This window comes from Prescottella equi, from assembly GCF_020171745.1.
GTDB classification, from domain to species: domain Bacteria; phylum Actinomycetota; class Actinomycetes; order Mycobacteriales; family Mycobacteriaceae; genus Prescottella; species Prescottella equi_A.
The window spans coordinates 21,766-47,283 of record NZ_JAIVAH010000006.1; the positions used below are offsets into that span (position 1 = coordinate 21,766).

General features: G+C 68.2%; 24 protein-coding genes. 13 read left to right on the forward strand and 11 right to left on the reverse strand.

Annotation, left to right across the window (positions count from 1 at the left end):
- Nucleotides 1-85: 85 nt before the first annotated feature.
- The gene (locus tag LCL87_RS04635; protein ID WP_225017163.1) at nucleotides 86-229 is read right to left on the reverse strand and encodes a hypothetical protein; all 144 of its coding nucleotides are present in this window, start codon (nucleotides 227-229) and stop codon (nucleotides 86-88) included.
- 149 nt (nucleotides 230-378) lie between these two features.
- Between LCL87_RS04635 and LCL87_RS04640 the strand changes: the two genes are divergently transcribed.
- A complete protein-coding gene (locus LCL87_RS04640) occupies nucleotides 379-1,323 on the forward strand; it encodes an alpha/beta fold hydrolase (RefSeq protein ID WP_225017165.1) in 945 nt (314 codons plus the stop codon).
- Nucleotides 1,324-1,390: 67 nt separating this feature from the next.
- Here LCL87_RS04640 and clpB read toward each other — a convergent pair whose 3' ends face one another.
- Entirely contained in the window at nucleotides 1,391-3,943 is a 2,553-nt protein-coding gene (gene clpB / locus LCL87_RS04645) for an ATP-dependent chaperone ClpB (protein ID WP_225017167.1), read from the reverse strand.
- Nucleotides 3,944-4,187: 244 nt separating this feature from the next.
- On the opposite strand from clpB, the gene LCL87_RS04650 reads away from it, so the two are divergent.
- The 6 genes from LCL87_RS04650 to LCL87_RS04675 all read left to right on the forward strand — a co-directional run bounded on the left by LCL87_RS04650 (nucleotide 4,188) and on the right by LCL87_RS04675 (nucleotide 9,889).
- Nucleotides 4,188-5,351, forward strand: a complete 1,164-nt coding sequence (locus LCL87_RS04650; protein ID WP_225017169.1) for an FAD-binding oxidoreductase — start codon at nucleotides 4,188-4,190, stop codon at nucleotides 5,349-5,351.
- A 198-nt stretch (nucleotides 5,352-5,549) separates the two neighbouring features.
- Nucleotides 5,550-6,767, forward strand: coding sequence for an ABC transporter substrate-binding protein (locus LCL87_RS04655; RefSeq protein ID WP_225017171.1), 1,218 nt, complete (start codon nucleotides 5,550-5,552; stop codon nucleotides 6,765-6,767).
- Nucleotides 6,764-7,267, forward strand: a complete 504-nt coding sequence (locus LCL87_RS04660; protein ID WP_225017173.1) for a nuclear transport factor 2 family protein — start codon at nucleotides 6,764-6,766, stop codon at nucleotides 7,265-7,267. The genes LCL87_RS04655 and LCL87_RS04660 overlap by 4 nt, the downstream gene beginning before the upstream one ends.
- Nucleotides 7,268-7,327: 60 nt before the next feature.
- Nucleotides 7,328-8,182 carry an NmrA/HSCARG family protein gene (locus LCL87_RS04665; protein WP_225017175.1) on the forward strand — a complete coding sequence of 285 codons (855 nt, stop codon included), beginning with the start codon at nucleotides 7,328-7,330 and terminating at the stop codon, nucleotides 8,180-8,182.
- A gap of 46 nt (nucleotides 8,183-8,228) precedes the next feature.
- Nucleotides 8,229-8,990 carry an FAD-binding oxidoreductase gene (locus tag LCL87_RS04670; protein WP_225017177.1) on the forward strand — a complete coding sequence of 254 codons (762 nt, stop codon included), beginning with the start codon at nucleotides 8,229-8,231 and terminating at the stop codon, nucleotides 8,988-8,990.
- Between the two features lie 173 nt (nucleotides 8,991-9,163).
- The gene (locus tag LCL87_RS04675) at nucleotides 9,164-9,889 is read left to right on the forward strand and encodes a hypothetical protein (protein WP_225017179.1); all 726 of its coding nucleotides are present in this window, start codon (nucleotides 9,164-9,166) and stop codon (nucleotides 9,887-9,889) included.
- A 76-nt stretch (nucleotides 9,890-9,965) separates the two neighbouring features.
- On the opposite strand, the gene LCL87_RS04680 is transcribed toward LCL87_RS04675, so the two are convergent.
- The 4 genes from LCL87_RS04680 to LCL87_RS04695 all read right to left on the reverse strand — a co-directional run bounded on the left by LCL87_RS04680 (nucleotide 9,966) and on the right by LCL87_RS04695 (nucleotide 14,335).
- Nucleotides 9,966-11,543 (reverse strand): AMP-binding protein, encoded by a 1,578-nt coding sequence (locus LCL87_RS04680; RefSeq protein WP_225017181.1) that lies wholly within the window; start codon nucleotides 11,541-11,543, stop codon nucleotides 9,966-9,968.
- Nucleotides 11,544-11,857: 314 nt separating this feature from the next.
- Entirely contained in the window at nucleotides 11,858-12,682 is an 825-nt protein-coding gene (locus LCL87_RS04685) for an SDR family NAD(P)-dependent oxidoreductase (RefSeq protein ID WP_225017183.1), read from the reverse strand.
- Between the two features lie 10 nt (nucleotides 12,683-12,692).
- Nucleotides 12,693-13,526: a mycofactocin-coupled SDR family oxidoreductase gene (locus LCL87_RS04690; protein WP_225017185.1), complete on the reverse strand. Its 834-nt coding sequence runs from the start codon at nucleotides 13,524-13,526 to the stop codon at nucleotides 12,693-12,695.
- Nucleotides 13,526-14,335 carry a mycofactocin-coupled SDR family oxidoreductase gene (locus tag LCL87_RS04695; protein WP_225017187.1) on the reverse strand — a complete coding sequence of 270 codons (810 nt, stop codon included), beginning with the start codon at nucleotides 14,333-14,335 and terminating at the stop codon, nucleotides 13,526-13,528. The genes LCL87_RS04690 and LCL87_RS04695 overlap by 1 nt, the downstream gene beginning before the upstream one ends.
- Nucleotides 14,336-14,592: 257 nt before the next feature.
- Between LCL87_RS04695 and LCL87_RS04700 the strand changes: the two genes are divergently transcribed.
- The 4 genes from LCL87_RS04700 (at nucleotide 14,593) to LCL87_RS04715 (ending at nucleotide 18,948) form a co-directional block, all read left to right on the forward strand.
- Complete coding sequence (locus LCL87_RS04700; protein WP_225017189.1) at nucleotides 14,593-15,759, forward strand: 3-ketosteroid-9-alpha-monooxygenase, oxygenase component; 1,167 nt, start codon at nucleotides 14,593-14,595, stop codon at nucleotides 15,757-15,759.
- A 41-nt stretch (nucleotides 15,760-15,800) separates the two neighbouring features.
- Nucleotides 15,801-16,982: an acyl-CoA dehydrogenase family protein gene (locus LCL87_RS04705; RefSeq protein ID WP_225017191.1), complete on the forward strand. Its 1,182-nt coding sequence runs from the start codon at nucleotides 15,801-15,803 to the stop codon at nucleotides 16,980-16,982.
- 43 nt (nucleotides 16,983-17,025) lie between these two features.
- On the forward strand, nucleotides 17,026-17,958 hold the full coding sequence (gene bphC / locus LCL87_RS04710) for a biphenyl-2,3-diol 1,2-dioxygenase (protein WP_225017193.1): 933 nt from the start codon (nucleotides 17,026-17,028) through the stop codon (nucleotides 17,956-17,958).
- A 198-nt stretch (nucleotides 17,959-18,156) separates the two neighbouring features.
- Nucleotides 18,157-18,948, forward strand: a complete 792-nt coding sequence (locus tag LCL87_RS04715; protein WP_225017194.1) for an IclR family transcriptional regulator — start codon at nucleotides 18,157-18,159, stop codon at nucleotides 18,946-18,948.
- A 36-nt stretch (nucleotides 18,949-18,984) separates the two neighbouring features.
- On the opposite strand, the gene LCL87_RS04720 is transcribed toward LCL87_RS04715, so the two are convergent.
- Nucleotides 18,985-19,689, reverse strand: a complete 705-nt coding sequence (locus LCL87_RS04720; RefSeq protein WP_225017196.1) for a PadR family transcriptional regulator — start codon at nucleotides 19,687-19,689, stop codon at nucleotides 18,985-18,987.
- Between the two features lie 150 nt (nucleotides 19,690-19,839).
- On the opposite strand from LCL87_RS04720, the gene LCL87_RS04725 reads away from it, so the two are divergent.
- Both LCL87_RS04725 and LCL87_RS04730 read left to right on the forward strand, forming a co-directional pair.
- On the forward strand, nucleotides 19,840-20,091 hold the full coding sequence (locus LCL87_RS04725; protein ID WP_225017199.1) for a hypothetical protein: 252 nt from the start codon (nucleotides 19,840-19,842) through the stop codon (nucleotides 20,089-20,091).
- A 72-nt stretch (nucleotides 20,092-20,163) separates the two neighbouring features.
- Nucleotides 20,164-21,039, forward strand: a complete 876-nt coding sequence (locus LCL87_RS04730; protein WP_225017201.1) for a TIGR03619 family F420-dependent LLM class oxidoreductase — start codon at nucleotides 20,164-20,166, stop codon at nucleotides 21,037-21,039.
- Between the two features lie 67 nt (nucleotides 21,040-21,106).
- Here LCL87_RS04730 and LCL87_RS04735 read toward each other — a convergent pair whose 3' ends face one another.
- The 4 genes from LCL87_RS04735 to LCL87_RS04750 all read right to left on the reverse strand — a co-directional run bounded on the left by LCL87_RS04735 (nucleotide 21,107) and on the right by LCL87_RS04750 (nucleotide 25,505).
- A complete protein-coding gene (locus LCL87_RS04735; protein ID WP_225017202.1) occupies nucleotides 21,107-22,006 on the reverse strand; it encodes a TIGR03619 family F420-dependent LLM class oxidoreductase in 900 nt (299 codons plus the stop codon).
- A gap of 96 nt (nucleotides 22,007-22,102) precedes the next feature.
- A complete protein-coding gene (locus LCL87_RS04740; RefSeq protein ID WP_225017204.1) occupies nucleotides 22,103-22,822 on the reverse strand; it encodes a branched-chain amino acid ABC transporter ATP-binding protein in 720 nt (239 codons plus the stop codon).
- Nucleotides 22,822-24,645: a branched-chain amino acid ABC transporter ATP-binding protein/permease gene (locus tag LCL87_RS04745; protein ID WP_225017206.1), complete on the reverse strand. Its 1,824-nt coding sequence runs from the start codon at nucleotides 24,643-24,645 to the stop codon at nucleotides 22,822-22,824. The genes LCL87_RS04740 and LCL87_RS04745 overlap by 1 nt, the downstream gene beginning before the upstream one ends.
- A 2-nt stretch (nucleotides 24,646-24,647) precedes the next feature.
- Nucleotides 24,648-25,505, reverse strand: a complete 858-nt coding sequence (locus LCL87_RS04750; RefSeq protein ID WP_225017208.1) for a branched-chain amino acid ABC transporter permease — start codon at nucleotides 25,503-25,505, stop codon at nucleotides 24,648-24,650.
- Between the last annotated feature and the right edge of the window lie 13 nt (nucleotides 25,506-25,518).

Sequence of the window (25,518 nt, forward strand, 5' to 3'; positions counted from 1 at the left end):
TTCGAGTTGGTAGTCGAGCCCCGATTCGAATCGAGTATCGACGAAGAACCGATGGAGCGCACCACGAATCGAACGGGCCGTCCCGTCAGAAGGGATTCCCCATGATGACGCCGAGCAGTTGGAGCGGCATCGCGAGGAACATCGAGCCCACGTACAACGGATACCGGATCGGGTCGCCCGCGAGATATCCCTCCGCGAGCCAGGACGTGATGTCTGCAGCCGAACCCATTGTTGCCACCCCTTCGTAGTCGATTCACCCTGTGTGTCGGCGATGCGGACCCGGACGTTTCAGTCCTCGCATTTCGCGTTACGGGCGGTACCACCCGTGCTAGGTTCCCTCGAGCGGTCGGGACGCTACGCCGAAAACAAGGAGCTCACATGCGAAAGTTGTTCGCAGGACTTGCAATAGCAGCTTCGACCATACTCCTGGCCGCCGGGACCGCGCAGGCCTCGCCGACGCCCCCGTTGCCCGTGCCCGACGGCTTCTTCTCCGGCATCCCACCGGAGCTGTTCAATCCCGCGGGCTCGCTGCCCGGGTCCAACGACTTCTCGTGCAAGCCGACTGCGGAGCATCCCGAACCGGTGATCCTGGTGCACGGCACCGGCGGTGGGCAGCAGACCAACTGGGGCAAGTACGCGCCGCTCCTGGCGAACGAGGGTTACTGCGTATTCGCGCTGACGTACGGCGGGGTGCCCGGGATGCCGTGGCCGGTGAGCGCGATCGGTGGCATGCTGCCGATGGAGCAGAGCGCGCAGCAGTTCGGCGCGTTCGTCGACCGGGTGCTCGCCGCGACCGGGGCGCGGAAGGTGAACCTGATCGGGCACTCGCAGGGCACGCTGATGCCGAGCTACTACGTCAAGTTCCTCGGCGGCGCCGACAAGGTCGACAAGTACGTCTCGCTGGCGCCGCTGTGGAAGGGCGTCGACGCCCTCGGCGTCTCGCAGCTGGCCCCGACCGTCAAACGCATGGGACTCGAGCAGGCCCAGGCGGACACCCTCGGAAAGCTGTGCGGCGCGTGCTTCCAGATGGCGGCCGGCACCGACTTCATGAACAAGATGAACGAGGGCGGGCCGTACGTGCCGCAGGTGACGTACACGAACATCATGACCCGCTACGACGAGGCCGTCGTGCCGTACACGGCAGGATTCGTCGAGGCCCCCAACGCCACCAACATCGTGGTGCAGGACGGCTGCGCCCTCGACTACGCCGAGCACGCGGGCATCGCCGCCGACCCGATCGCCGCGACGCACGTGCTCAACGCGCTCGACCCGGCGCACCCGCGCCCGGTGCCGTGCTTCTTCGTCCCGCCGTTCACGGGCTGAACGAGCCGAACAGACTTGAACGACTCCGCCCCTCACCGGAAGCCGGTGAGGGGCGGAACCACGACTGCTAGCCGAGCACCAGGTGATCGCCGTCCTCGGAGACGGTCACCGGCACGGTGTCGCCGTCGCGGACGGTGCCCGCGAGCAGCAGCTTGGCCAACTGGTCGCCGATCGCCTGCTGGATCAGCCGACGCAGCGGCCGCGCGCCGTACAGCGGGTCGTAGCCGCGCACCGCGAGCCAGAACCGCGCCGAGTCCGACACCTCCAGCGTGAGCCGCCGCGCCGCGAGACGGGTGGCGAGCTGGTCGAGCTGGATGTCGACGATCGACTCGAGCTGCTCCTCCGACAGCGGATCGAAGACGACGACGTCGTCGAGCCGGTTGACGAACTCCGGCTTGAACTTCGACCGGACCGCCGCCATCACCTGGTCCCGGTCGCCGCCCGCACCGAGGTTGGAGGTGAGGATCAGGATGGTGTTCCGGAAGTCGACCGTGCGGCCCTGGCCGTCGGTGAGCCTGCCGTCGTCGAGCACCTGCAGCAGGATGTCGAACACGTCCGGATGCGCCTTCTCGACCTCGTCGAACAGCACCACGCTGTACGGACGTCGTCGCACCGCCTCGGTGAGCTGTCCGCCGGACTCGTAGCCGACGTAGCCGGGAGGGGCGCCGACGAGCCGCGCCACCGAGTGCTTCTCGCTGTACTCGGACATGTCGATCCGCACCATCGCGCGTTCGTCGTCGAACAGGAAGTCCGCCAACCCCTTCGCGAGCTCGGTCTTGCCCACACCGGTCGGGCCGAGGAACAGGAACGAGCCGGTGGGCCGATTCGGGTCGGCGACGCCGGCCCGCGCACGGCGCACCGCGTCCGAAACCGCCTGCACCGCTTCGTCCTGCCCGACGACCCGCTTGCCGAGTTCGGTCTCCATCCGCAGCAGCTTGGCGGTCTCGCCCTCCATCATGCGGCCGGCGGGGATGCCGGTCCACGCGGCGACGACGTCCGCGACGTCGTCCGGTCCGACCTCCTCCTTGAGCATGACGGCACCGTCGGACGCGCCGTCCGACACGGCCGCGGCGGCCTCGAGTTGCTTCTCCAGCTCGGGGATCCGGCCGTAGCGCAGCTCGGCGACCTTGCCGAGGTCGCCGTCGCGTTCGGCGCGCTCCTCCTCGCCGCGCAGCGACTCGAGCTGCTCCTTGACCTCGCGCACCGAGTCGATGGCGGTCTTCTCGTTCTGCCACCGAGCGGTGAGCTGGCGCAGCTTCTCCCGGTCGTCGGCCAGTTCCTCACGCAGCTTGACCAAACGGTCCTTCGACGCGGCGTCGGTCTCCTTGGAGAGCGCCATCTCCTCGATCTCGAGGCGGCGCACGGTGCGCTCCACCTCGTCGATCTCCACGGGGCGCGAGTCGATCTCCATGCGCAGCCGCGACGCGGCCTCGTCGACGAGGTCGATCGCCTTGTCCGGCAGGAAACGCGACGTGATGTAGCGGTCCGACAGGGTCGCCGCGGCGACGAGCGCGGAGTCGGTGATGCGCACGCCGTGGTGCACCTCGTACCGCTCCTTGAGGCCGCGCAGGATGCCGACTGTGTCCTCGACGGACGGCTCGCCGACCAGCACCTGCTGGAAGCGGCGCTCGAGCGCGGCGTCCTTCTCGATGTACTTGCGGTACTCCTCGAGCGTCGTCGCGCCGACCAGCCGCAGCTCACCACGGGCCAGCATCGGCTTGATCATGTTGCCCGCGTCCATCGCCGACTCGCCGGTCGCACCGGCGCCGACGATGGTGTGCAGCTCGTCGATGAACGTGATCACCTGGCCGGCGGAGTTCTTGATGTCGTCGAGCACGGCCTTGAGGCGTTCCTCGAACTCGCCGCGGTACTTGGCACCGGCCACCATCGAGCCCAGATCGAGCGAGATGACGGTCTTGCCGCGCAGCGACTCCGGGACGTCACCGGCCACGATGCGCTGCGCGAGGCCCTCGACGATCGCGGTCTTGCCGACGCCGGGCTCGCCGATGAGCACCGGGTTGTTCTTGGTGCGCCGGCTCAGCACCTGCACGACGCGACGAATCTCGGTGTCGCGGCCGATCACCGGGTCGAGCTTGCCCTCGCGGGCCCGCGCGGTGAGATCGGTCGAGTACTTTTCGAGCGCCTGGTAGCTGCCCTCCGGGTCGGGGCTGGTGACCCGCGCGCTGCCGCGGACCGCGGTGAACGCGTCCCGCAGCGCCTCCGGGGTGGCGCCGTGCCCGACGAGCAGCTTGGCGATGTCGGAGTCGCCGGACGCGAGCCCCACCATGACGTGCTCGGTGGAGACGTACTCGTCGTCGAGTTCGGTGGCGAGGTGCTGCGCCGCGGTGATCGCGGCGATCGCCTCGCGGCCGAGCTGCGGCTGCGTGGTGGCGCCGGTGGCGCTCGGCAGGCGGTCCACGATGACCTGGGCCTCGCGCCGCACCACCGTCGGATCGACCCCGACGGCCTTGAGCAGCGGTGCGGCGATGCCGTCGGTCTGGTCGAGCAGCGCGACGAGCAGGTGCGCGGGCCTGATATCCGGATTGCCCGCCGCGGACGCCGACTGCAGCGCAGCCGTCAGCGCGGCCTGGGTCTTGGTGGTGGGAGAGAACGAGTCCACTGGTCACCTTCCTTGCGACGAACGAACGTAAGCATTGTGCCGTGCCGGACGCATCCGTACGGCTGTCGTTCTCCTCAACGAACGAAACCTTGAGTCTGTTCCGCTCAACTTCTAGATTCTCGAAGAGATTTCCCCCACGGTCGGCGAGGCCAGCGGCGGGACCCCGCCCGGAGCGGTGCACACTGGTAAGCGGTGCCGGTCGGTTTCCCACGCCCGGGCCAGGCAACACGCGAGGGAGGACGACGTGGACACGGCCGAGATCGGGCACATCCGCTCACTTTTCACTACCGTCACCGCGTCCCCGGACCACCGCGACCGCTTCGCCCGCACCTTCTACACACAGTTCTTCGGACGACTCCCCCAGTGCCGGTCACTGTTCCCGGCCGGCATGGACGCGCAGCGCGCCAAGCTGGTCTCGGCGGTCGAGTTCATCGTGCGCGGCATCGACGACACCGACCGACTGCTGCCGTTCCTCGCCCAGCTCGGCCGCGACCACCGCAAGTACGGCGTCGAGCGCGAGCACTACGCCGCGGCCGGCAACGCGCTGCTCGACGCGGTGCGCGACGTCGACTCCGACGAGCCGTGGAGCCCGGCGAGCGACGCCGCGTGGCGGGAACTGATCGCACTGATCACCACCACGATGTCCGATGCCGCCGACGCCGACGACTTCCCCGCGCTGTGGGGGGCGACCGTCGTCAGCCACGAGCGAGTGCTCCGCGACCTCGCGGTCATCCGACTCGAGTGCGACTCGCCGGTCCCGTACGCGGCCGGCCAGTACGTGAGCGTGCAGATTCCGCAGCGGCCGCAGATGTGGCGCTACCTCTCGCCCGCGATCCCGACGAACCCGTTCGGCCAGATCGAGTTCCACGTGCGCCGGGTCTCCGGCGGCTGGGTGAGCCCGGCGATGGTGAACGAGACCGCCATCGGGGACCGCTGGCAGATCAGCTCGCCGCTGGGCGGTCTGCGGGTGGACCTGCAGAGCGACCAGGACGTGCTGATGATCGCGGGCGGCACCGGCCTGGCGCCGCTGCGCGCCCAAGTGATGGACATGGCGCACCGCGGGATCAATCCGCGGGTGCACCTGTTCGTCGGCGGCGCCTACCCGTGCGACCTGTACGACATCGAGACGCTCTGGCACCTGTCGCTGAGCAATCCGTGGCTCACCGTCGTCCCCGTCACGGAGGAGGACGAGAACCCGTGGTGGCACCCGTATCCCAGCCCCGAGCCGCCGAACGGGCTGCACCAGCGGCTGCGTGGACCGATGGGCGCCGTCGTGAGCAGTTTCGGCACGTGGGCCGATCGTCAGATCCAGATCTGCGGTTCGCCGTCGATGGTCAAGACCACCGCGTACGCGCTGCAGCGGGCGGGCACGCCGGTCGAGTCGATCTCGTACGACCCGCTGCGCTGAAACGGCCCACCCAGCGGGAGTGCCTGTGGAATCCGTCCACCCGCGAGACTATTGAATCCGAAACATCATGTCGCGCAATTTCATTCGACGCGCATCCGGTTGGGTGAAATCGTTGACGTAGCCCACGTCACACCCCTAGTGTCGGCGCATCCAAGCATTCGCTTGCCATCCGTCGTGTCTCCACTGGAGGTAACTGGCATGAAGATTCGGCACTCAGCGCTCGTGGCGACAGTCGCCGTGTCCGCGTTGGCCCTCGCGGGCTGTTCGGGCTCGGCGTCCGGCGACGAGACGTCGGACAGCGGGCCGTTCCGGGTCCTCGTCACCGGCGCGATCAGCGGGCAGGGATCGTTGGCCGCCAACGCGCAGACCTCGATCCTCGCCGCCAAGGCCGGCGTCGAGCAGGTCAACAAGGACGGCGGAATCGGCGGTCGCCAAGTGGAACTCACCGTCACCGACGACGGCGGTGACGCCACCAAGGCCGTGTCGAACCTGCGCGACGCGATCAACTCCGGCAAGAAGCCGGACCTGTACCTGAACTCGGGCCCGTCGACGGTGTCGGCGGCGACGCTCCCGATCCTGAAGCAGAACAAGATCCTCTCGTTCAACGTCGGCCCCACCAACGACTCCTCGGATCCGGCGCAGTTCCCGCTCAACTTCGACCTGTCCCCGTCGCCGACCGAGTACGCGGTGTCGATCGCCCGGTACGCGAAGAGCAAGAACTACCAGCAGGTGGGCGTCATCCACGGCAGCAGCGCGTACGGCGAGGCGTTCGGCAAGTCCATGGACGACGCACTGTCCGCCGAGGGCGTCAGCAGGTCCGGCTCCGAGGAGTACGACGTGGCCGCCCTCGACATGACCGCGCAGTTGCAGGCCCTGAAGAACAAGGGCACGCAGGCACTGGTCATCGACGCGTACGGTGCGCCGCTGGGCTACCTGCTCGGGAGCCTCGAGCGCCTCGACTGGAACATCCCGCTGATCGGCAACACGTCCGTCTCCGGCACACCGTTGATCGCGAAGCCGGCCCCCGAGGGCGCCCTCGGCACCCGCGCCGCGTCCAACCTCGTCATGCAGGTGTTCCCGAGCACCGTCCACGACCCCGCCGACACCGCCGTCAACACGATGGTCGACGCCATGGCCGCGATGGGCTCGATCCCGTCGACGCTGATCCTCGCCGACAACTACGACCCGTTCGGCCTGGTCGCTGCCGCCGCCGAGAAGGCCGGATCGATTACGGACGCCGAGGGACTCGCGAAGGCACTCGAGAACCAGCAGGTGCTCGACAACGCGAAGACCGCGTTCCTGCCGCGCTACCACTACTCGGCGGACTCGCACGCACCCAACCTCGCCGACGACGGCTACCGGTTCGTGCCGCCGAGCAAGCTGGTCAACGGCCAGTACGGCAGCCCGGCCGCATGACGACCACGCTGCCGCAGCTGCACGCGCCGCGTCCGGTGCCCGGCGGCTCCGTCGAGGACCGGCTCGCGGCCGTCGAGGACACCCTCGCCATCCTGCAACTCGAGGGCGCCTACTCACCGGCGTGGGATTCCGGCGACGCCGACGCGTGGGCCGGCCTGTTCACCGCGGACGGCGTGTTCGAGTTGGCGGAGGTCGGGGCCGTCCCCGGCACGACGATCCGTGGACGCGACGAGCTGCGACGCTTCTGCGTCGAGTTCACCGCGGCCACGTCCGGCATCCACCTGCTCAACACCCCCTCGATCGTGTTGGACGGTGACGAGGCCACGGCCCGAATGCATTTCGAGTTCCGCTCGGGCGCGTCGAACGACGGCGAGACACGCCACGCGCACGTCGCCGGCCACTACACCGTGCGGTACCGGCGCACACCGGACGGCTGGCGAATGGCGCACCGGAGGGAGGTGGCGGTCCGGCGCGACCGCAGCTGGTTCCACGAGTACTGACCCCGGCCCGGAGGTAGGCTCGCGTCGGCAGCACCCGTGTCCTCGACCGGAGGAGATCCGATGCCCGACCAGCCGATACTCGTCCTCGCCGCCACCGGAGGTCAGGGGCGCGCGGTGAGCGGCGCGTTGCTCGAACGCGACGCTCCACTGCGGGCCCTGGTGCGCAATCCGGCCTCCGCCGGTGCGCGGACCCTCGCCGAACGCGGCGCCGAGCTCGTCACCGGGTCACTCGACGACGTGGACTCGTTGACCGCCGCAATGACAGGCGTCGCGGCGGTCTTCGCGATGACGACGCCGTTCGAGTCCGGTGTGGACGCCGAGATCGCGCAGGGCCACACGATCATCGAGGCGGCCGGGCGGACCCGGGTGCCGCACCTGGTGTTCAGTTCGGTCGCCGGCGCGAACCAGGACAGCGGCGTCCCGCACTTCGAGAGCAAGGAAGTGATCGAAGCGGAGCTGACGTCGAGCGGCCTGGCGCACACGATCCTCGGGCCCACGTACTTCTACGACAACGCGCTCGGCGGCGCCGACCGGATCCGCACCGACGGCGTGCTCGACCTGCCCCTCCCGCCGGACCGCCCGCTGCAGCAGCTCGATCGCCGCGATCTGGGCGTCTTCGCCGCACACGTCCTACTCTCCCCCGAGCGCTTCGCCGGACGGCGGATCGAACTGGCAAGCGACGCACCCACGCCCGAGGCCATGGCCGCGGCACTCACGCAGGCCGTCGGTTCGCCGGTCCGGTTCGAGCAGACTCCACTGGGTGCAATCGCCAGCCCCGACATGCACGCGATGTGGTGGTTCCTCAACGGGCCCGGCTACCAGGTCGACCTCGCCGGGCTGCACGCCGAGTTCCCGGATGTGGGCTGGACGTCGTTCGCGGACTGGGCGGCCCGCGCGTTCGCCCCAGCAGGCTGAGGGACGGATCGAGCGCCGCTCGCCCGGACCGGGAACAATGATCGGCATGCAGCAGGATTCCTGGACCGCGACGGTCGTCGAACACCACCGCCTCCGCAACGATCTTGCGGTCGTGCGTCTCATCGGCGAGCCCGTCCCGTTCCGTGCCGGACAGTACGTCGACGTCACCGTGCCGCAGCATCCGAGGCTGCCGCGCCGGCTGTCCCCGGCCCTGCCCCCGTCGCTCGACGGCAAGCTGGAGTTCCACGTCCGGACCGTGCCCGGCGGCTGGGTGAGCCGCAGCATCGTCGAGGACACCCGGCCCGGCGATCAGTGGCGGATCTCCTCGCCGCGTGGCGATCTCGCAGTGAACGAGGACGGGCCGTCGGTCGTGGTGATGGTCGCGGGCGGCACCGGTCTGGCCCCGCTGCGCTCGCTCATCCTGGACCTCACGCAGGTCGAGAATCCGCCGCAGGTGTACCTGTTCGTCGGCGGCCGCACCGCCACCGACCTGTACGCGTCGGACATGCTGTGGGACCTCACCCACCAACTGCCGTGGCTCACCACGGTTCCCATCGTCGAGGACGTCACCGATCCGGGCGGGCCCGACGAGTGGTACGCCCGGATCGTCGCCGAGGTCGGCCCGGTCAACTTCCACGAGGACGATCTGCTCGAGGGCACTCTCGCCGACGTCGTCTCCGATCACGGCGCGTTCGTCGACCACCAGGTGCTGCTGTGCGGTTCACCGGCGATGGTGCAGACCACCCGGGACCGCCTGATCGCCACCGGCACTCCGGCCGACGCGATCCGGTTCGATCCGTTCCAATAGCACTTCACGGGTCCGGCGTGGGTGAAAAGCGCGAATCTCCCCACCGATCTGTACAGGCGTCCATATAGTTCGGCCAGGACGTGTTCGGGGGTACGGCTCGAGGTGATGCGGTGCGGTACGCGTCCGAAAGGCTTACGTAGCTGACACCACTCCCGATCGAATGGAGCACTTTCGTGAACCGTACGACGTTTCGACGAGTTGCCGCCGCCGGCGCGAGTGCCGCGATGATTGCCACCGGCACGACGCTCTCCCTGGGTGCCGGAACCGCCGCCGCCCAGGAGCCCACCTGCCAGCAGACCAAGAACTTCAGTGCTGACGGCATCGTTGTTCAGCAGACCGTCGACAAGGCCGAGGTCGCACCCGGCGGCACCGTCACATACCAGACCAAGGTGAGCCGGGGCAGCGGGATCTGGATGCTCAAGGAGATCGGGCAGTTCCACGACCCGGCGCTGACGCTGGACGACTCGCGGCTGAACGTCTGGTACTTGAGCGGCGGCCAGAAATGGGGCGGGACGCACCTGAACAACGATCCCGCCAAGAACCTGTACTGGGAGAGCGGCACCGGCTGGGACATGACCGGTGGGAACTACGCGATCCTGGAGATGACCTACCGGGTCTCCGACGACGCCCAGCCCGGTACCGCACTGGTCAGCGGCGTGCAGGCCAAGCCCCTCGGGTGGAACAGCCAGGAGTGGCCGACCAACGGCGCGTGTGTGAAGGTCCGTGAGAAGAACCCGGTCGAGAACGCGAGCGGCAGCCTCGACTCGGCCGGTCTCGGCTCGGTCAACACGGCCAGCACCTCGATGTTCGGCTCGCTGACCGATCCGACCGGATCCGTCTCCGACGTCATCAACGGCATCGACTTCGGCCCCATCATCGGCGCGGCGCTCGGTAGCTGACCACCGACGCCGGCACGAGAAACGCCCGGCCGACGAGCATTTCGTCGGCCGGGCGTTCCCATGTCTCGAGCGCGTGTCACACCGAGCGCGCGGCGCCCTCCCAGAACTGCGCGCGCAGGGCCTTCTTGTCGAGCTTGCCGAGCGGGGTCAGCGGCAGCGCGTCGACGAAGTCGACGGTCTTGGGTGCGTGCACGGAACCCTTTGCATTGCGGACGCGTTCGACGAGTTCGGCCGTCTCGACCGTCTGGCCGTCGCGCAGCACGACGCACGCCTTGACGGCCTCGCCCCACTTCTCGTCGGGCACACCGACGACCGCGACCGACGCCACCGCGGGGTGCCCGGAGATGACGTCCTCGATCTCGCGCGGGAACACGTTGAAACCGCCGGTGACGATCATGTCCTTCTTGCGGTCGACGATGTAGAGGAAGCCGTCCTTGTCGGCGCGGGCGATGTCGCCGGTGTGCAGCCAGCCGCCGCGCAGCGCCTCGGCCGTCTCCTGCGGCTTCTTCCAGTACTCCTTCATCACCAGCGGGCCGCGGACACAGATCTCGCCGAGGTCGCCCTGCGCCACCTCGTTCAGGTCGTCGTCGAGCAGGCGCACGTCGAGCCACGGCACCGGGCGACCGCACGACGCGAGCCGCTCGACGTTCTCCGGGTCGTGCTCCTCCTTGCGCATGACGGTGATCGTCATGCCGCACTCGCTCTGGCCGAAGTACTGGAAGAAGATCGGGCCGAGCTTCGCGATGCCCTCCTGCAGGCGGGTCGGCGACATCGCGGCGGCGCCGTAGAACAGCGTCTGCAGGCTGGAGACGTCGCGGGTCTCCAGGTCCGGATGATCGAGCAGCATGTAGATCATGGTGGGCACCAACATGGTCGAGGTGATCTTGTACTTCTCGATCGCCTCGAGCACGGCGCCGGGCTCGAACGCCGGCAGCACCACCAGCGAGCCACCACGCATCAGCGTCGGCACGAAGAACGCCATGCCCGCGTGCGAGAGCGGCGTGCAGGCGAGGAAGCGCATCTCGTCCGGGAACTGCCACTCGGCCATCTGGATCTGCGGCAGCGTCACGCCGGAGCGGAACGTGTTGACGACGCCCTTCGGCTTGCCGGTGGTGCCGCCGGTGTAGACCATGCTCGACGGGTCGTCGCCGTCCACCGCCGCGGCCACCAGGCGCTGCGGCGCGAACGTCTTCGCCAGTTCGAGGATGTCGACGCCCACCTCGGACGGGCCGAGGGAGAACAGATTCTTCAGCGACGGCACCGCGGCCTGCAGTTCCGCGGCCCGGCCCTCGAAGGCGGTCGGGTCGAAGATGAGCGTCTCGATCTCGGCGTCGCCCAGGATGTAGCTGTGGTCGTCGACCGAACCCATCGGCGCGAGCGCGGTGTTGCGGCAGCCGAGGATCATCTGCGAACCGACGCTGATGAGGACCTCGGGACGGTTCTTCGACAGCATCGCGACGGTGGAACCCTTACCGACGCCCAGCGATTCGAGGGCCTGCCCGAAACTGCTGATCTGGTCGCGCATCTGGCCACCGGTGAGCACGACGTCGCCGAGGTAGAGCGCCGGCCGGTCGGCGTTGCGCTCGAGCGCGGTGATCAGCAGGTCAGCCAGGAAACGCGGGCGGTGGAGAAGGTCGGCGAACTCGTCGGTCATATGTGTTCCTTCTGCGTGCACGGATGCGAAGGCAGCGCTGCGCGCGCCCGTCGCGCCGGGTCGGCCAGTGTGGCCCGGGTCACCGACACGATAACCGGATTTCCGCAGAACTGGAACCTGTTACACCCACCCGCACCGACTATGCACCGCCCCCGCCCCCACCTCCCGCGTTTTGCGCACTTATCGCGCCTCCACCGCCCCACCCCTCGCGTTTTGCGCACTTATCGCGCCCCCGCCGCGCGAAAAATCGCGACAAGTGCGCAAAACGCGGGGGGGAAGGAGGGGCAGGGAGGACCCGATCGGCGGGGAGACGGTCAGTTGCGGCCGTCGAACAGCGCGTCGGGACGCAACTTCTCACCGAGCACCCGCGCACGCTTGGACGCGAGACGCTCGAACGCGTCGGGGTGCGTGAGGATCCAGAACTCGTCGCGGGCGATGCCGTCGAACAGCAGCTTCGCGGCGTCGTCCGGGGTCATGCCCTCCCGGATCTGGTCGCGCCAGAATCCGGCGTCGTCGGCCGTCTGCTCGTGCACGGGTGCGTCCTCGAAGATGCGGGTCGCCACCTGACCGGGACTGAACACCGACACAGCGATCTGCGGGAACACCTCGGCGCATTCGAGATACACGCACTCGGTGAGCGCCTGGACGCCGTGCTTGGACGCCGCGTACGCGGTCATCCGCGGGGTGATCGCGATGCCGCCCACCGAGCACGTGTTGACGATGTGCGACGGCCGCGGGTCGGCGCCCATCCGCGGAACGAACGACCGGATGCCGTGGAAGACGCCGAGCAGGTTCACGTCGATCACCCGCCGCCACTCGTCGGCGGGCACCTCCCACGTGAAACCGAGCGACTCGAGACCGGCGTTGTTGAGCAGCACCGTCACCTCGCCGAACTCGGCATAGGCAGCGTCGGCGAGCGCGTCGACCGCGGCGGCGTCGCGCACGTCGGTCGGCACCGCGAGCACGGCAGCGCCGCCGGCCCGCAGATCGGCCGCGACGGCGTCCAACCGCGCGGCCGCGACATCGGCGAGCACCACGTTCATGCCGAGCGACGCCGCGTACCGCGCGGCGCCCTCCCCGATCCCGCTACCGGCACCGGTCACGACCGCGGTGCGGCCTCGCAGATCCTCGAGCCTCACAGGTCTCCTCCTACTTCACGCAGTGGCCGGCATCGACCGGCAGCGTCACGCCGGTGATGTAGCGGGACTCGTCGGACGCGAGGAACAGGCTCGCGTTGGCGATGTCCTCGGGTTCGATCATCGCGACAGGCAGCAGGTGCATCGACTGCGTACCCGCCTCGAACTGCTCCTGCGTCGGCTCCTCGACGCCGGGGCAGAACGTCCGCATCGTGGACTCGTTCTGGATCATCGTGGTCCGGGTGTTCGCCGGGTGGATCGTGTTGACCCGCACGCTGTGCGGCGCAAGCTCGTTCGCGAGCGACTTCATCAAGCCGACGACGCCGTGCTTGGCGGCCGTGTAGTGCCCGACGCTCACCAGTCCGCGCAGGCCCGCGATGGAGCTGATCAGCACGATCGAGCCGCCACGTTCGCCGTCGACGATGTGCGGGATACCGGCCTTGCACGTGCGCCACACGCCGGTGAGGTTGACGTCGAGCATCGTCTGCCAGCGCTCGGCCCCCATCTCGACGGCGGGTCCGGCCGAGCTGATGCCGGCGGTCGCGCAGATGACGTCGAGCCGGCCGAGCGCCTCGACACCGGCGTCGACCGCGGCCGCGAGCGCCTGCTGGTCACGGACGTCGGCCTCGAACGCGCAGATCTTGCGACCGAGCGACTCCACCTGGCGCACCGTCTCGGCGAGATCCTCCGGCGACGCACCCGGGGTGGTCGAATGTTCGACGGGTGCGCACACGTCGACCGCGATGATGTCGGCACCCTCCTCCGCGAACCGCACCGCCTGCGCACGGCCCATGCCCCGCGCCGCGCCGGTGATCAGCGCGACCTTGCCTTCGAGACGTCCGCTCATCACGCCACCTTCTGGGTCTGACCGGCGTCGATGACCATCTGCAGGCCTGTGACGTACCGGGATTCGTCCGATGCCAGGAACAGCACCGCATTGCTCACGTCGATCGACTCCACCCACGGCACCGGCAGCAGCATCCGCTGCGACAGCACCTCCGCGACATCAGCCTCGGTCGGGTTCTCGAGGTCCGGTCGCAGCCGGGCGAACGTCGCGGGATTGATCGTCATGGGTGTCGCGACGGCGCCGGGATGAATCGTGTTGACGCGGATCGACCGCTTGCCCAGCTCGTTCGCGAGCGTCTTGGCCAGTCCGGTGATCGCATGCTTGGCCGCCGAGTAGTGCGACGCCCCGGGCACAGCCTTGATCGCAGCCGTGGAGCTGACGATGACGACCGATCCGCCGTCCGGGTTCAGTTCGGCGACACCGGCCTTGACGGTGTGCCACGTGCCGGTGATGTTGACGTCGATCGACCGGTTCCAGATGTCGTCGTCGATGGTCCACGACGGTCCGGGGTTGTCGCAGATGCCGGCGTTCGCGACGACGGTGTCGAGCGGACCCAGCTCGCGTACGCCGGCCTGCACGGCCGCGGTGAGCGCGTCGAGGTCGCGGATGTCGGCGGTGCCGGTCGCCGCGCGGCGGCCCAGTTCCCGCACGAGGCGGGCGGTCTCGGCCAGGTCGGCCTCGGACTGCTCCCCGGGCAGGTCGATCGCGAGGATGTCGGCGCCCTCCTCTGCGAGACGGACCGCGTGCGTGCGGCCCATGCCCTTGCCTGCGCCCGTGATGAGCACGACCTTGCCGGCCATTCGTGTCATGGTCAGTCCTTTCGCCCTTCGCGACGCTAACCAGCGGGGCGGAGGCGACGGCAGAGATGCTCCCGCGTGGTGGGAGGCATGGACCGAATCAGGCACTTTTCGATTCAGCACTGGTCGCGGGCACCGCGCCGACCTGCCGCTATACCACGGAATCCACGGTGTTCCACCCAGCGGGAGAGACCCTTCTCGAGCGACACGCCGCAGAGTTCTATGAGGCGCATCACAGGACGGTGACCCCTCACTGCACGGAGGAACACATGGCATTCGACGCTGCCCCCACCAACGAGACCGAAGAGATCCGCGAAATCGTGGCCGCCGCGGCGCCCACGCGTTTCGCGCGCGGCTGGCACTGCATCGGTCTCATCAGGGACTTCAAGGACGGCAAGCCGCACTCGATCGAAGCGTTCGGCACCAAGCTGGTCGTGTTCGCCGACAGCAAGGGCGAACTCAACGTCCTCGACGCGTACTGCCGCCACATGGGCGGTGACCTGAGCCAGGGCGAAATCAAGGGCGACACCATCGCGTGTCCGTTCCACGACTGGCGCTGGAACGGCAAGGGCAAGTGCACCGACATTCCCTACGCCCGCCGCGTTCCCCCGGTCGCCAAGACCCGCGCGTGGACGACGCTCGAGCGCAACGGCCAGCTGTACGTGTGGAACGACCCGCAGGGCAACCCGCCGCCGGCCGACGTCACGATCCCCGAGATCGCGGGCTACGGCAGCGACGAGTGGACCGACTGGAGCTGGAAGACCCTGCGCATCAAGGGTTCGCACTGCCGCGAGATCGTCGACAACGTCGTGGACATGGCGCACTTCTTCTACATCCACTACTCGTTCCCGCGCTACTTCAAGAACGTCTTCGAGGGCCACACCGCCACGCAGTACATGAACTCGACCGGCCGTGAGGACATCATCTCCGGCACCAACTACGACGACCCCAACGCCGAGCTGCGTTCGGAGGCCACGTACTTCGGCCCGTCGTACATGATCGACTGGCTCGAGTCGGACGCCAACGGCCAGACCATCGAGACCGTCCTCATCAACTGCCACTACCCGGTGAGCAACAACGAGTTCGTGCTGCAGTACGGCGCGATCGTCAAGAAGCTGCCGGGCCTGTCGGACGAGGAGTCGACCCACATGGCGGCGCAGTTCGCCGAGGGCGTCGAGATGGGCTTCGAGCAGGACGTCGAGATCTGGAAGAACAAGGCGCCCATCGACAACCCGCTGCTCTCCGAGGAGGACGGCCCGGTCTACCAGCTGCGCCGCTGGTACCAGCAGTTCTACGTCGATGTCGAGGACATCACCGACGACATGACCAAGCGCTTCGAGTTCGAGATCGACACCACCCGGGCGGTCGCGAGCTGGGAGAAGGAAGTCGCCGAGAACATGGCCAAGCAGGCCCCGAACTCGCCGGCGAACTCCTAGTCCCCGGTTCGTAGAACCACACCCACCAGAAGGAAATCCAGATGAGTTACGAAGTCCTGTCCCGCATCGAGGCTGCCGCCGACGACATCTTCGTCGAGGGCGTCGAGGCCGAGCGGATCGGCAAGGTCGCCGACGCGACCGCCAAGCGGATGAAGGAAGCCGGTTCGATCCGCATGCTCCAGCCGAAGGAGCACGGCGGCCTCGAGGTCCACCCGCGCGAGTTCGCGGAGACCGTCATGCGGATGGCGTCGCTGAACCCGTCCGCGGGCTGGGTCCACGGCATCGTCGGCGTGCACCCGTGGCAGCTGGCGTTCGCCGATCCCAAGGTCCAGCAGGAGGTCTGGGGCCAGGATCAGGACACGTGGCTCGCGTCGCCGTACATGCCGGGCGGCATGTGCGTGCCGGTCGACGGCGGTTACAAGTTCTCCGGCAAGTGGTCCTTCTCCTCGGGAACGGACCACTGCGACTGGGCTTTCCTCGGCGCGATGGCGTGCAACCCGGACGGCAGCATGGAGATGCCGCCCCGGATGCTGCACGTGATCATCCCCCGCACCGACTACGAGATCATCGAGGACTCGTGGGACGTCGTGGGCCTGCGCGGCACCGGGTCCAAGGACGTCGTCGTCAAGGACGCGTTCGTGCCGGACTACCGCGTCATGGACTGCGACGAGGTCATCGACGGGACCGCGGTCCGCAAGTATGGCCGCACCGAGACGCTGTACCTGATGCCGTGGTCCAACATGTTCCCGCTCGGCATCACGTCGGCCACCATCGGCATCTGCGAGGGCGTGCTGCACCACGCCAACGAGTACCAGCGTGAGCGGATCAACCCGCAGGGCACCGCCGTCAAGGACGATCCGTACACGATGTTCGCGGTCGGCGAGGCCACCGCGAAGCTGCAGTCGGCCCGGGATTCCCTCCTGGCCAACGTCGATCGCATGTGGGATCTGGTCGACGCCGGCAAGACCCCGACGTTCGAGCAGCGCGCCCTCGGTCGCGAGACCCAGGTCAACGCCGCGTGGCAGGCCGTGCAGGCCATCGACGCGGTGTACGCCCGCTGCGGCGGCAATGCACTGCGCATGGACAAGCCGATGCAGCGCTTCTGGCGTGACGCGCACGCCGGGCTGCACCACGCGATCCACGTCCCCGGCACCGTGTACCACGCCGCGACGCTGAGCGGCCTCGGCGTGGATCCGCAGGGCCCACTGCGTTCCATGATCTGATCCGCGGATCACCATTACTTCGAATCCACAACGGAGACAAACCATGACGAACCCCAATGTCGGCGGCTTCGGCACCGACATCCGCGCTCTGGGCTACGTGAAGGTCCAGACCAACGACATCGAGCGCTGGCGCACCTTCGCCTTCGACGTGCTCGGCTTCGCGGAGGGCTCCGGCCCCGACCCCGACGCCCTGTACCTGCGCGTGGACGAGCGCGCCGCCCGTATCGTCGTCGTGCCGGGTGAGACCGACGAGGTCGTCACCGTCGGCTGGGAGGTCCGCGACCACGCCGCCCTGGTCCGCGTGCAGGAGGCCGTCGAACGCGCCGGTATCGCGGTCAAGCCGCTCTCGCTCGAGGAGGCGGACGCCCGCCGCGTCGAGGAGGTCATCACCTTCCAGGATCCCGCCGGCACCACACTCGAGGTCTTCCACGGTGCGGTCCTCGACCACAGCCCGGTCGTCACCCCGTTCGGTGCCAAGTTCGTCACCGGCGCACAGGGTCTGGGCCACGTCGTGCTGCCGACGATGGATCCGAACGGCACGTTCGACTTCTACACCGACGTCCTCGGCTTCCTGCCGCGCGGCGCCTTCCGGATCCCGGCACCGCCGGAGTTCGGCCCGCTGCGGGTGCGCTTCCTGGGTGTCAACCAGCGTCACCACAGCCTCGCGCTGTGCCCGGCCCCGCACGGCGGCGCCCCCGGCCTGGTGCACATCATGGTCGAGGTCGACACGCTCGACGCCGTCGGCCAGGCCCTCGACCGCGTCATGAAGGACGGCTTCTCGGTGTCCTCGACGCTGGGCCGCCACACCAACGACAAGATGGTGTCCTTCTACGTCCGCGCCCCCGGCGGCTGGGACATCGAGTTCGGCACCGAAGGCAGCCTGGTCGACGAGTCGTTCTACACGTCCGAGGAGATCACCGCGGACAGCTACTGGGGCCACGACTGGTCCGGTAGCGAGCCGCTCGCCGCGATGTAAGACCCGCTCCACAACCGCACATCGCTCCCGTCAGGGGGAACCCCGTCCCACCAGGGACAGCCGGGTTCCCCCTTTCGGCGTTTACCGATCTTGGTGATCCACTTCACAAATCTCGAATCGTGTGCCATTATTTCTAATCGAAACACCCACGTCAGATGGGTCTCGCCGCGATGCTCGACAACAGTGAGGGAGACATCGATGACCGCACACGACTCCGCAGACGCGGCTCCGACCGCAATTCTCGAGCGAGTCTCGCTCGTCCTGGACACGTTCGACGGCCCCGGCCGCCTCACGCTGGCCCAGGTCGTCAAGCGAACCGGACTGCCGCGCTCGTCGGCGCACCGGATTCTCGAACGACTCGTCGACATGCGGTGGCTGCGACGCGAGGGTCGCGACTACGAACTGGGCACCCGGCTGATGGAGCTCGGATCGATCGCCGTCCACCAGAATCGCCTGCACACCGCTGCGGCGCCGATCCTCCAGGAACTGCACCGGGTCACCGGATACGTCGTGCACCTGGGTGTCCTCGACGGCTCCGACGTGCTCTACCTCGACAAGGTCGGCGGCCGTCTCGCCGCCGAACTGCCGACGCGCGTGGGCAGCCGCTACCCCGCCCGCAACTCCGCGATCGGCAAGGCGCTGCTCGCGTACACGCCGGGCGGCAACGAGGATCTCCTCGACTTCACGCCCGAGCTGCACAAGGTCCGCGAGATGGGCGTCGCGTACGAGGTCAGCCAGATCTCCGGCGGCATCGGCATGATCGCGGTCCCGATCGGCCCCATCGGTGGCGTCACCGCCGCCATCTCGATCTGTGGACCCACCACCCACCTCAAGTTCGACCACCGGCACACCGCGCCGGTGCGGATGGCTGCCGCCTCGATCCTGCAGACGATGACGGGACGCACCCGCGGCGCCGCGCCGATCACCCATCGCAATCGGCTGCAGAGCCTGCCCACCGCAGCGCCCCGCACCCGCCTGCAGTACGCCTGAGCCCGAATCAGACCGGCCCGAGGGAGGGTAGGGCTGTCAGCCCTGCTCGCCCTTCCCCAGGCCCTCGACGAAATCCTCGACATCACGCCAGGATCCGGCCACCTCCGGGATCGGGTTGCCGAGCTCGTCGCGCTCACGGACGCGCGAGAGCGTCTCGGCGGCGTCGTCGATGTCGTCGAGCAGCTCTTTCGCCAGGTCGATCTCGGCCTGGTAGTAGCGCTGCGCCCACTTCAGGCTCATCTTCGAGAAGGCCCACGCCGGCTCGCGTGTGGCGTGGTCGCCGTGCAGTTGCGCGCGCTGCCGCAGCTCCTCCATGTTCTCGATGTGGGACTGCACCAACGCCTTCAGCTGTTCCGGCTCGTTGAGGTGCCCCATCCACAACCGGAGCAGTAAACCGTGCTTGAGCACCGGCTGATCGACGGGTGCATCGCGGGACCAGTTCCGCACGGCGCGCGTCCCCCGCTCGGTGATCGTGTAGACGCGGCGACCGCGCTCGCCCGGCTCCGAGACCATCTCGGACTCCACCAGTCCGGAGGCCTCGAGCTTCTTGAGTTCGCCGTACACCTGGCTGATCGACGGGCTCCAGTAGAAGAACCCGATGCTCCAGTCGGCCCACTTCTTGAGGTCGTATCCGGTGAGCCCCTCGCCGAGGGTCAGCATCCCCAGGACCGCCCAGCTGGTCGCGGGCAGTGACGGGTAGCCGGCGTCGTCGGCGTCGGTGACGGGCGCGGTTTCGGACATGGCCGAAGCCTAACAGCCCAGGTAGAGGGGGGTTACAGCCGAGTAGCACATGCCCACTCACCGGGAGCGTCCCTCCCGCTCGGTGGGAGAAGTGCAGACGCGTCGTCCGAATAGTGACTACCGTCACCGGAGGAATCAGGAGGTCCGTCCATGGAAAGCGTCAACTGCAACACCTGCGGCAACCGAGTGCTCGTCGAGAAGTACAGCGATGCCCACACCAGCATCCAGTGGCTCGACGACGCCGACAACGCGTGCCCCCAGTTCGCCGAATCGCGGACCCAGGACGGTCGCGCATGGGTGCCCACCTGCCACAAGCTGCGCGAGACGATCGACGACCTGATCATCTCCGGACAGATCGGCCTGTCGCTGCGCAGCTACCCGGTGCCCGGTCGCCTCGAGTGACTCTCGGGCGTTGCAGTCCCTGCTACCGGGATTGCAACGCCCACACACCGATTCGTGCCCTACGTTCGAGCGATGAAGTGGGCATTGCCGGGCGCGATGATCGCGACCCCAGAACTGATCGAACTGGCGCGGGTGGCCGACGAATGCGGCTACGACGCCATCGCCATGCCGGACTCGGTGTTCTACCCCGAACAGGTCTCGGCCGACTACCCGTACTCGCCGGACGGCAAACGCATGTGGTCTCCCGAGACCCCGATGCCGGACCCGTTCATCGCGATGACCGCGATGGCCGCCGTCACCGAGCGAATCGGCTTCTACACCAACGTGTTGAAGCTCCCCCTGCGTGATCCGCTGCTCACCGCGAAACAGGTCTCGACGATGGCGGTGATGTCGGGCAATCGGATCGCGATCGGCGTCGGCCTGTCGTGGATCCCCGAGGAGTTCCGCTTCACCGGCACCGCGATGCGCACCCGCGGCGCCCGTACCGACGAGGCCATCCAGATCCTCCGGGCCGTCTGCGCGGGCAACGGACCCGAGTGGGTCGAATTCCACGGGAAGCACTACGACTTCGACCGGTTGATGATCAGCCCGGCCCCGGACCGCCCCGTCCCGGTGTACGGCGGCGGCCACAGTGAGGCCGGACTGCGCCGCGCCGCCCGTTTCGCCGACGGCTGGATCTCCGTCAACACCGACACTGCCCAGTTGAAGGAAGCGATCGGGCGTCTGACCGAACTGCGCACCGAATTCGGCCGGGAGAACGAGCCGTTCGAGATCGACGTCTCCCCCACCGACGTCTCCGACATCGACGGCTACCGGGCCCTCGCCGACATCGGCGTCACCCGCTGCCGGGTCACCCCGTGGCGGCTCTACGACACCGACCCGTCCGATCCGCGGGCACGCCTCGACGCCGTCCGCCGCTTCGCGGACGACGCCGCCTCCCGTTCCTGAAACCCGAACGGGAACTCACGGCACGGCGTCGGCACCGAACCGTGTCGTGAGTTCCCGTTCGACGGCTCTACTGCCGTCCGCCCAGCCCGACCGCCCATGTCAGGAATCCGTCCAGGTCGCCGGGTCCGATATCCAACGCCGACGGCCGCACCAGCACCGTGTCGACGCCCAGTTCCCGCGCCTGCTCGGCCGACGCCGTCATCGCGTCGAAGTCGACGCCGCCGGAACCGTCACCGATGCCCGGCAGCATGATCTGAACCTCGGCCTCGGCCGGGTCGCGATCCTGTTCCTCGAAGCAGCTACGCAGCAGCATGATGCTCGCTTCGAGCCGATCCATGTCGGCGGGGGCCGCGGTCCAGCCGTCGCCGACGCGCGCGATCCGGTCGAAGTTCCGCTTGGACGGCGCCATCCCGAAGATCACCGGGACGCGGGCCTGCACCGGCCGCGGCAGGCTGTGGAAGTCGTCGAACGCGTATCCCGTCCCGGTGAACGACGCCGGCGGCGCTCCCCACAGTTCGCGGCACGCGGCCACCATCTCCTCGAGCCGGCCGAAGCGGCGCTCGAACGGGACGCCCGCCGCTGCGTACTCGGCCTCCTGCCAGCCGACGCCCACCCCGATCCGGGCGCGGCCGCGGGAGAGCACGTCGAGCGTCGCGATCTGCTTGGCCAGCAGCAGTGCCGGACGCAACGGCGCCACCAGCACGTACACCCCGAGGTCGACGCGCTCGGTCACCGCGGCCACCGCGGACAGCAGCGACATCGGCTCGAGCCACGGGTGCTCGAGGTCGAACGGAAAGCCGTTGTCCCGCACCCGCTCGGCATGCGCCTCCCGCGAGAAGCCGAGATGGTCCGACGTCGTGATCAGGTCGACGCCCCGACGGTCCGCCTCCGCCGCCAGGTCCAGCACCCCGCGGTGGTCGCCGTCGTAGAACCGTTCGGCGCCGAAGACGTCCAGTCCGATCCTCATGTGTCCCTCTCCTCGTATCCGTGAAACGCCGAACGGGAGTCCGCGGCACGGTTTCGCGAGCGAAGCGTGCCGTGAACTCCCGTTCGACGGTATGTGTCAGACGCGTCCGAAGTACGCGTCCTTGAGGACCGCGATGTCGTCGATCTCCGACGCCGGCGAGTCCATGACGACCTTGCCGATGTCGAGGACGGTGACGTGGTCGGCGACGCTCATCGCCGCCTCGACGGCCTGCTCGACGAGGAGCACGGCCAGGCCGGTCTCCTTGAGCAACTGCACCCGCTCCATGACCTCGTTGACGATGACCGGGGCCAGACCGCCGGACGGCTCGTCGAGGAGCAGCAGCGTCGGGTTGGACATCAGCGCCGCACCGATCGCCAGCATCTGCTGCTGACCGCCGGACATCGAGCCCGCCAACAGGTTCCGCTTCTCGCCGAGGATCGGGAACATCTCGTAGATGCGCTCGACGTCGGGCTTGAGTGCGCTGCGCCGCATCTTCCGGGTGTAGCCGCCGAGCAGCAGGTTCTGCTCGATGGTCTGCTTGTGGAAGACCCGCTTGCCCTCCTGCACGTACGCCATCCCGCGACGCACGCGCTGGTGCGCCGCGACACCGGAGATGTCCTGTCCGTCCATCTCGATGGTGCCGCCGTGGACCTTGTTCAGGCCCGAGATGGCGCGCAGCGTGCTGGTCTTGCCGGCACCGTTGCGGCCCAGCAGCGCCGTGACCTGACCCGGGAAGACGTCGAACGAGACGTCCCACACCACCCGCAGGTCACCGTAACCGGACTGCAGATTCCGAACGCTCAGAACCGGTTTCATCACTCCACCTTCTCCAGCTCGGCGGCCGTACCGCTGTCGGGATCGACACCGAGGTACTCGCTCAGCACCCGCGGGTGGTGCTCGATCTCCTCGGGCGGACCGGACGCGATGACCTGTCCCTGCGCCAGCACGACGATGGTGTCGGCGAGCGAGAGGACCAGTCGGAAGTTGTGCTCCACCAGGAGCACGGTGGCCCCGGCGTCGCGCAGTGCCCGGATCAGCACCGCGAGCCGCACCAGCTCGTCCTCGTCCATGCCGGACGCGATCTCGTCGAGCAGCAGTACCCGCGGCTCGGCGATCACCGCGCGGGCGACCTCGAGCATGCGGCGCATGCCCAGCGGCAGCGACGTCGCGACCTCGTTCTTCAGGTGCGTCATGCCGACGAGTTCGAGGACCCGTTCGGCCTCGGCGATGTCCGCCTTGGCCACCTTGTTGAAGCTCGGCAGCCGCAGGATCGCCGAGATCATCGACGCGCGGTTGGTCATGTAGCGACCCGACGCGACGGCCTCGAGCACGGTGACGTTCTCGGGGATGTTCGGGGTCTGGAACGTGCGGGCCACGCCCTCACGTGCCACCCGATGCGACGAGAACTTCTGGACCTCGTTGTCGCCGATGACGATTCGCCCCGCGTCCGCAGTGTAGAAGCCGCAGATCATGTTCAGCATCGTCGTCTTGCCGGAACCGTTGGGCCCGATCAGCGCCGTCACCTGGCCCGGCTCGGCCCGCAGGGTCGCCGACTTGAGGGCCTGGTTGCCGCCGAAGGCCTTCGAGATGCCGTCGACGACGAGGGTGGAGCCGGCGATCGGCGCCACGACGGGCACCTCGTTCGGGTCCCGCGGCGCGGGCCGCTCCATCGCCCCGATGCCGGCCTTGCGGTCCAGCTTGGTGGCCAGGTTCCGGAAGACCTTGGTGAGGCCACCGGAGAGCAGCACACCGCCGAGGATGAGGAAGCCGCCGTAGAACAGCAGCGAGTACTCCTGGAACGCCGTCGACTGGTTGGGGCCGAACTGCATGATGGCCGCACCGATCACCGCGCCGTACACGCTCGCCGAACCACCGAGGATCGACGCCGCCAGCACCGCCGTCGCGAACGTGAATCCGAACGCCTCCGGGGAGATGAACAGGTCGGTGTTCGCGAACAACGCACCGGCCAGGCCGGCCGGCAGCGCGCCGATCGCGTAGCCCAGCAGCTTCATCCGGTAGACCGAGACGCCCTGGGACTGCGCGAGGACCGGCGACTGCTTGAGCGTGCGGAACGCGATGCCGTGACGCGAGACCACCAGGTTGCGCATCACCACGAACCACAGGATCGTGACGCCGACGACGACGTAGTAGAAGTCCTTGTCGATGTCCTGACCGAACAGCGTCGGAGGCTCCATGCCGGACAGGCCGTTGCGGCCGCCGGTGTTGCCACCGAAGATCGCGAGGATGTCGGGCACGAGGAGGATCAGGAAGAACGACGTCATCGCGAGCGACCAACTGCCCAGTCGCAGACCGGGAATACCGGTGAGGATGCCGACCAGGAGCGCGACCGCACCCGCCGCGACCAGCTGCAGCAGGATCTCGGTGTGCCCGGCCTGCGACATCAGACCGGCGGTGTAGGCACCGGCCGCGTACATCGCGGCCTGGCCGAGTGCGAGTTCACCCGCGTAGCCGAGGCTGAGGTTCAGGCCGCTGACGACGAGCGCCAGGATGCACGCGAGCTGCAGCTGACGCGTGTTGGTCGCGTCCATTCCGAGCATCGGCGCGAGGAAGACCGCGGCACCGAAGACGAGCGCGAAGATCCAGCTGGGGATCGCGCGGAGAGTCCGCCAGATCTGCATGGCTACACCACCCGTTCTTTCACCGTGCCGAACAATCCGGCCGGCTTGACCATCAGGATGACGATCAACACCGTGAAGACCGCGATGTTGCTGTACTGGCTACCGAACCAGAGCGCGGTGAACGATTCCACCAGGCCGACGGTCAGACCACCGATCAGAGCACCCGGCAGCGAACCGAATCCACCGATGGCCAGCGCCACGAAGCCCTTGAGCGCCAGTGCGGCACCGAGCGTCGCGACCGCGAACGTCTTGGGACCGACGAACAGTCCGAGGACGCCGGCGAGCGCACCGGAGAATGCGAACGCGCCCATCGCGATTCGACGCACGTTCACGCCACGCAGCATCGCGGCCTCGCGATCCTCCGAGACACCCATCAGGGCCAGACCCGTCATGGTCCGCTTGCTGAGCTGGCCCAGTGCGATCACGAGCACGATCGACAGCACGAGCAGCGCGATCTCGACCGGGTAGGTGCGGCCACCGAGAAGGGTGATCGGGTCGTTGGACCCGAAGAACGGAACCGTGAGCGGCTCGCTGCCCCAGATCAACTGCGTCGCGCCGTTGAGCAGCGTCGCCGCGCCCAATGTGGTGACGAGTTGGTTCTGGTGGTCAGCGACCGGTCTGATGGCGACCATCTCCTCGACAGCCGCGAGGATCATCACTGTCACGGTGGCCATGACGGCCACCACCAGCACGGGAAGCTTCAGGGTCACCAGACCCGTGTAAGCGACGAACGTGCCGACCATCATCAACTGCGCCTGTGCGAAGTTGAAGGTGTTCGACGAGACGAACACGATGTTGTACCCGATGGCAACGAGCACGTAGACAGCGCCGAGGGCGAGCCCCGACCACAGAATCGTCACTGCGAGAACCTCC

Excerpts from the sequence above, each read along its gene's own strand:
- bphC (WP_225017193.1), top strand. The coding sequence starts at position 17,026 with ATGACGAACCCCAATGTCGGCGGCTTCGGCACCGACATCCGCGCTCTG.
- LCL87_RS04690 (WP_225017185.1), bottom strand. The coding sequence starts at position 13,526 with ATGAGCGGACGTCTCGAAGGCAAGGTCGCGCTGATCACCGGCGCGGCG.
- LCL87_RS04695 (WP_225017187.1), bottom strand. The coding sequence starts at position 14,335 with ATGACACGAATGGCCGGCAAGGTCGTGCTCATCACGGGCGCAGGCAAG.
- LCL87_RS04725 (WP_225017199.1), top strand. The coding sequence starts at position 19,840 with ATGGAAAGCGTCAACTGCAACACCTGCGGCAACCGAGTGCTCGTCGAG.
- LCL87_RS04715 (WP_225017194.1), top strand. The coding sequence starts at position 18,157 with ATGACCGCACACGACTCCGCAGACGCGGCTCCGACCGCAATTCTCGAG.
- LCL87_RS04705 (WP_225017191.1), top strand. The coding sequence starts at position 15,801 with ATGAGTTACGAAGTCCTGTCCCGCATCGAGGCTGCCGCCGACGACATC.
- LCL87_RS04700 (WP_225017189.1), top strand. The coding sequence starts at position 14,593 with ATGGCATTCGACGCTGCCCCCACCAACGAGACCGAAGAGATCCGCGAA.
- LCL87_RS04635 (WP_225017163.1), bottom strand. The coding sequence starts at position 229 with ATGGGTTCGGCTGCAGACATCACGTCCTGGCTCGCGGAGGGATATCTC.
- LCL87_RS04745 (WP_225017206.1), bottom strand. The coding sequence starts at position 24,645 with ATGCAGATCTGGCGGACTCTCCGCGCGATCCCCAGCTGGATCTTCGCG.
- LCL87_RS04735 (WP_225017202.1), bottom strand. The coding sequence starts at position 22,006 with ATGAGGATCGGACTGGACGTCTTCGGCGCCGAACGGTTCTACGACGGC.
- LCL87_RS04720 (WP_225017196.1), bottom strand. The coding sequence starts at position 19,689 with ATGTCCGAAACCGCGCCCGTCACCGACGCCGACGACGCCGGCTACCCG.
- LCL87_RS04670 (WP_225017177.1), top strand. The coding sequence starts at position 8,229 with ATGCAGCAGGATTCCTGGACCGCGACGGTCGTCGAACACCACCGCCTC.
- LCL87_RS04730 (WP_225017201.1), top strand. The coding sequence starts at position 20,164 with ATGAAGTGGGCATTGCCGGGCGCGATGATCGCGACCCCAGAACTGATC.
- LCL87_RS04640 (WP_225017165.1), top strand. The coding sequence starts at position 379 with ATGCGAAAGTTGTTCGCAGGACTTGCAATAGCAGCTTCGACCATACTC.
- LCL87_RS04660 (WP_225017173.1), top strand. The coding sequence starts at position 6,764 with ATGACGACCACGCTGCCGCAGCTGCACGCGCCGCGTCCGGTGCCCGGC.
- LCL87_RS04665 (WP_225017175.1), top strand. The coding sequence starts at position 7,328 with ATGCCCGACCAGCCGATACTCGTCCTCGCCGCCACCGGAGGTCAGGGG.
- LCL87_RS04680 (WP_225017181.1), bottom strand. The coding sequence starts at position 11,543 with ATGACCGACGAGTTCGCCGACCTTCTCCACCGCCCGCGTTTCCTGGCT.
- LCL87_RS04740 (WP_225017204.1), bottom strand. The coding sequence starts at position 22,822 with ATGAAACCGGTTCTGAGCGTTCGGAATCTGCAGTCCGGTTACGGTGAC.
- LCL87_RS04655 (WP_225017171.1), top strand. The coding sequence starts at position 5,550 with ATGAAGATTCGGCACTCAGCGCTCGTGGCGACAGTCGCCGTGTCCGCG.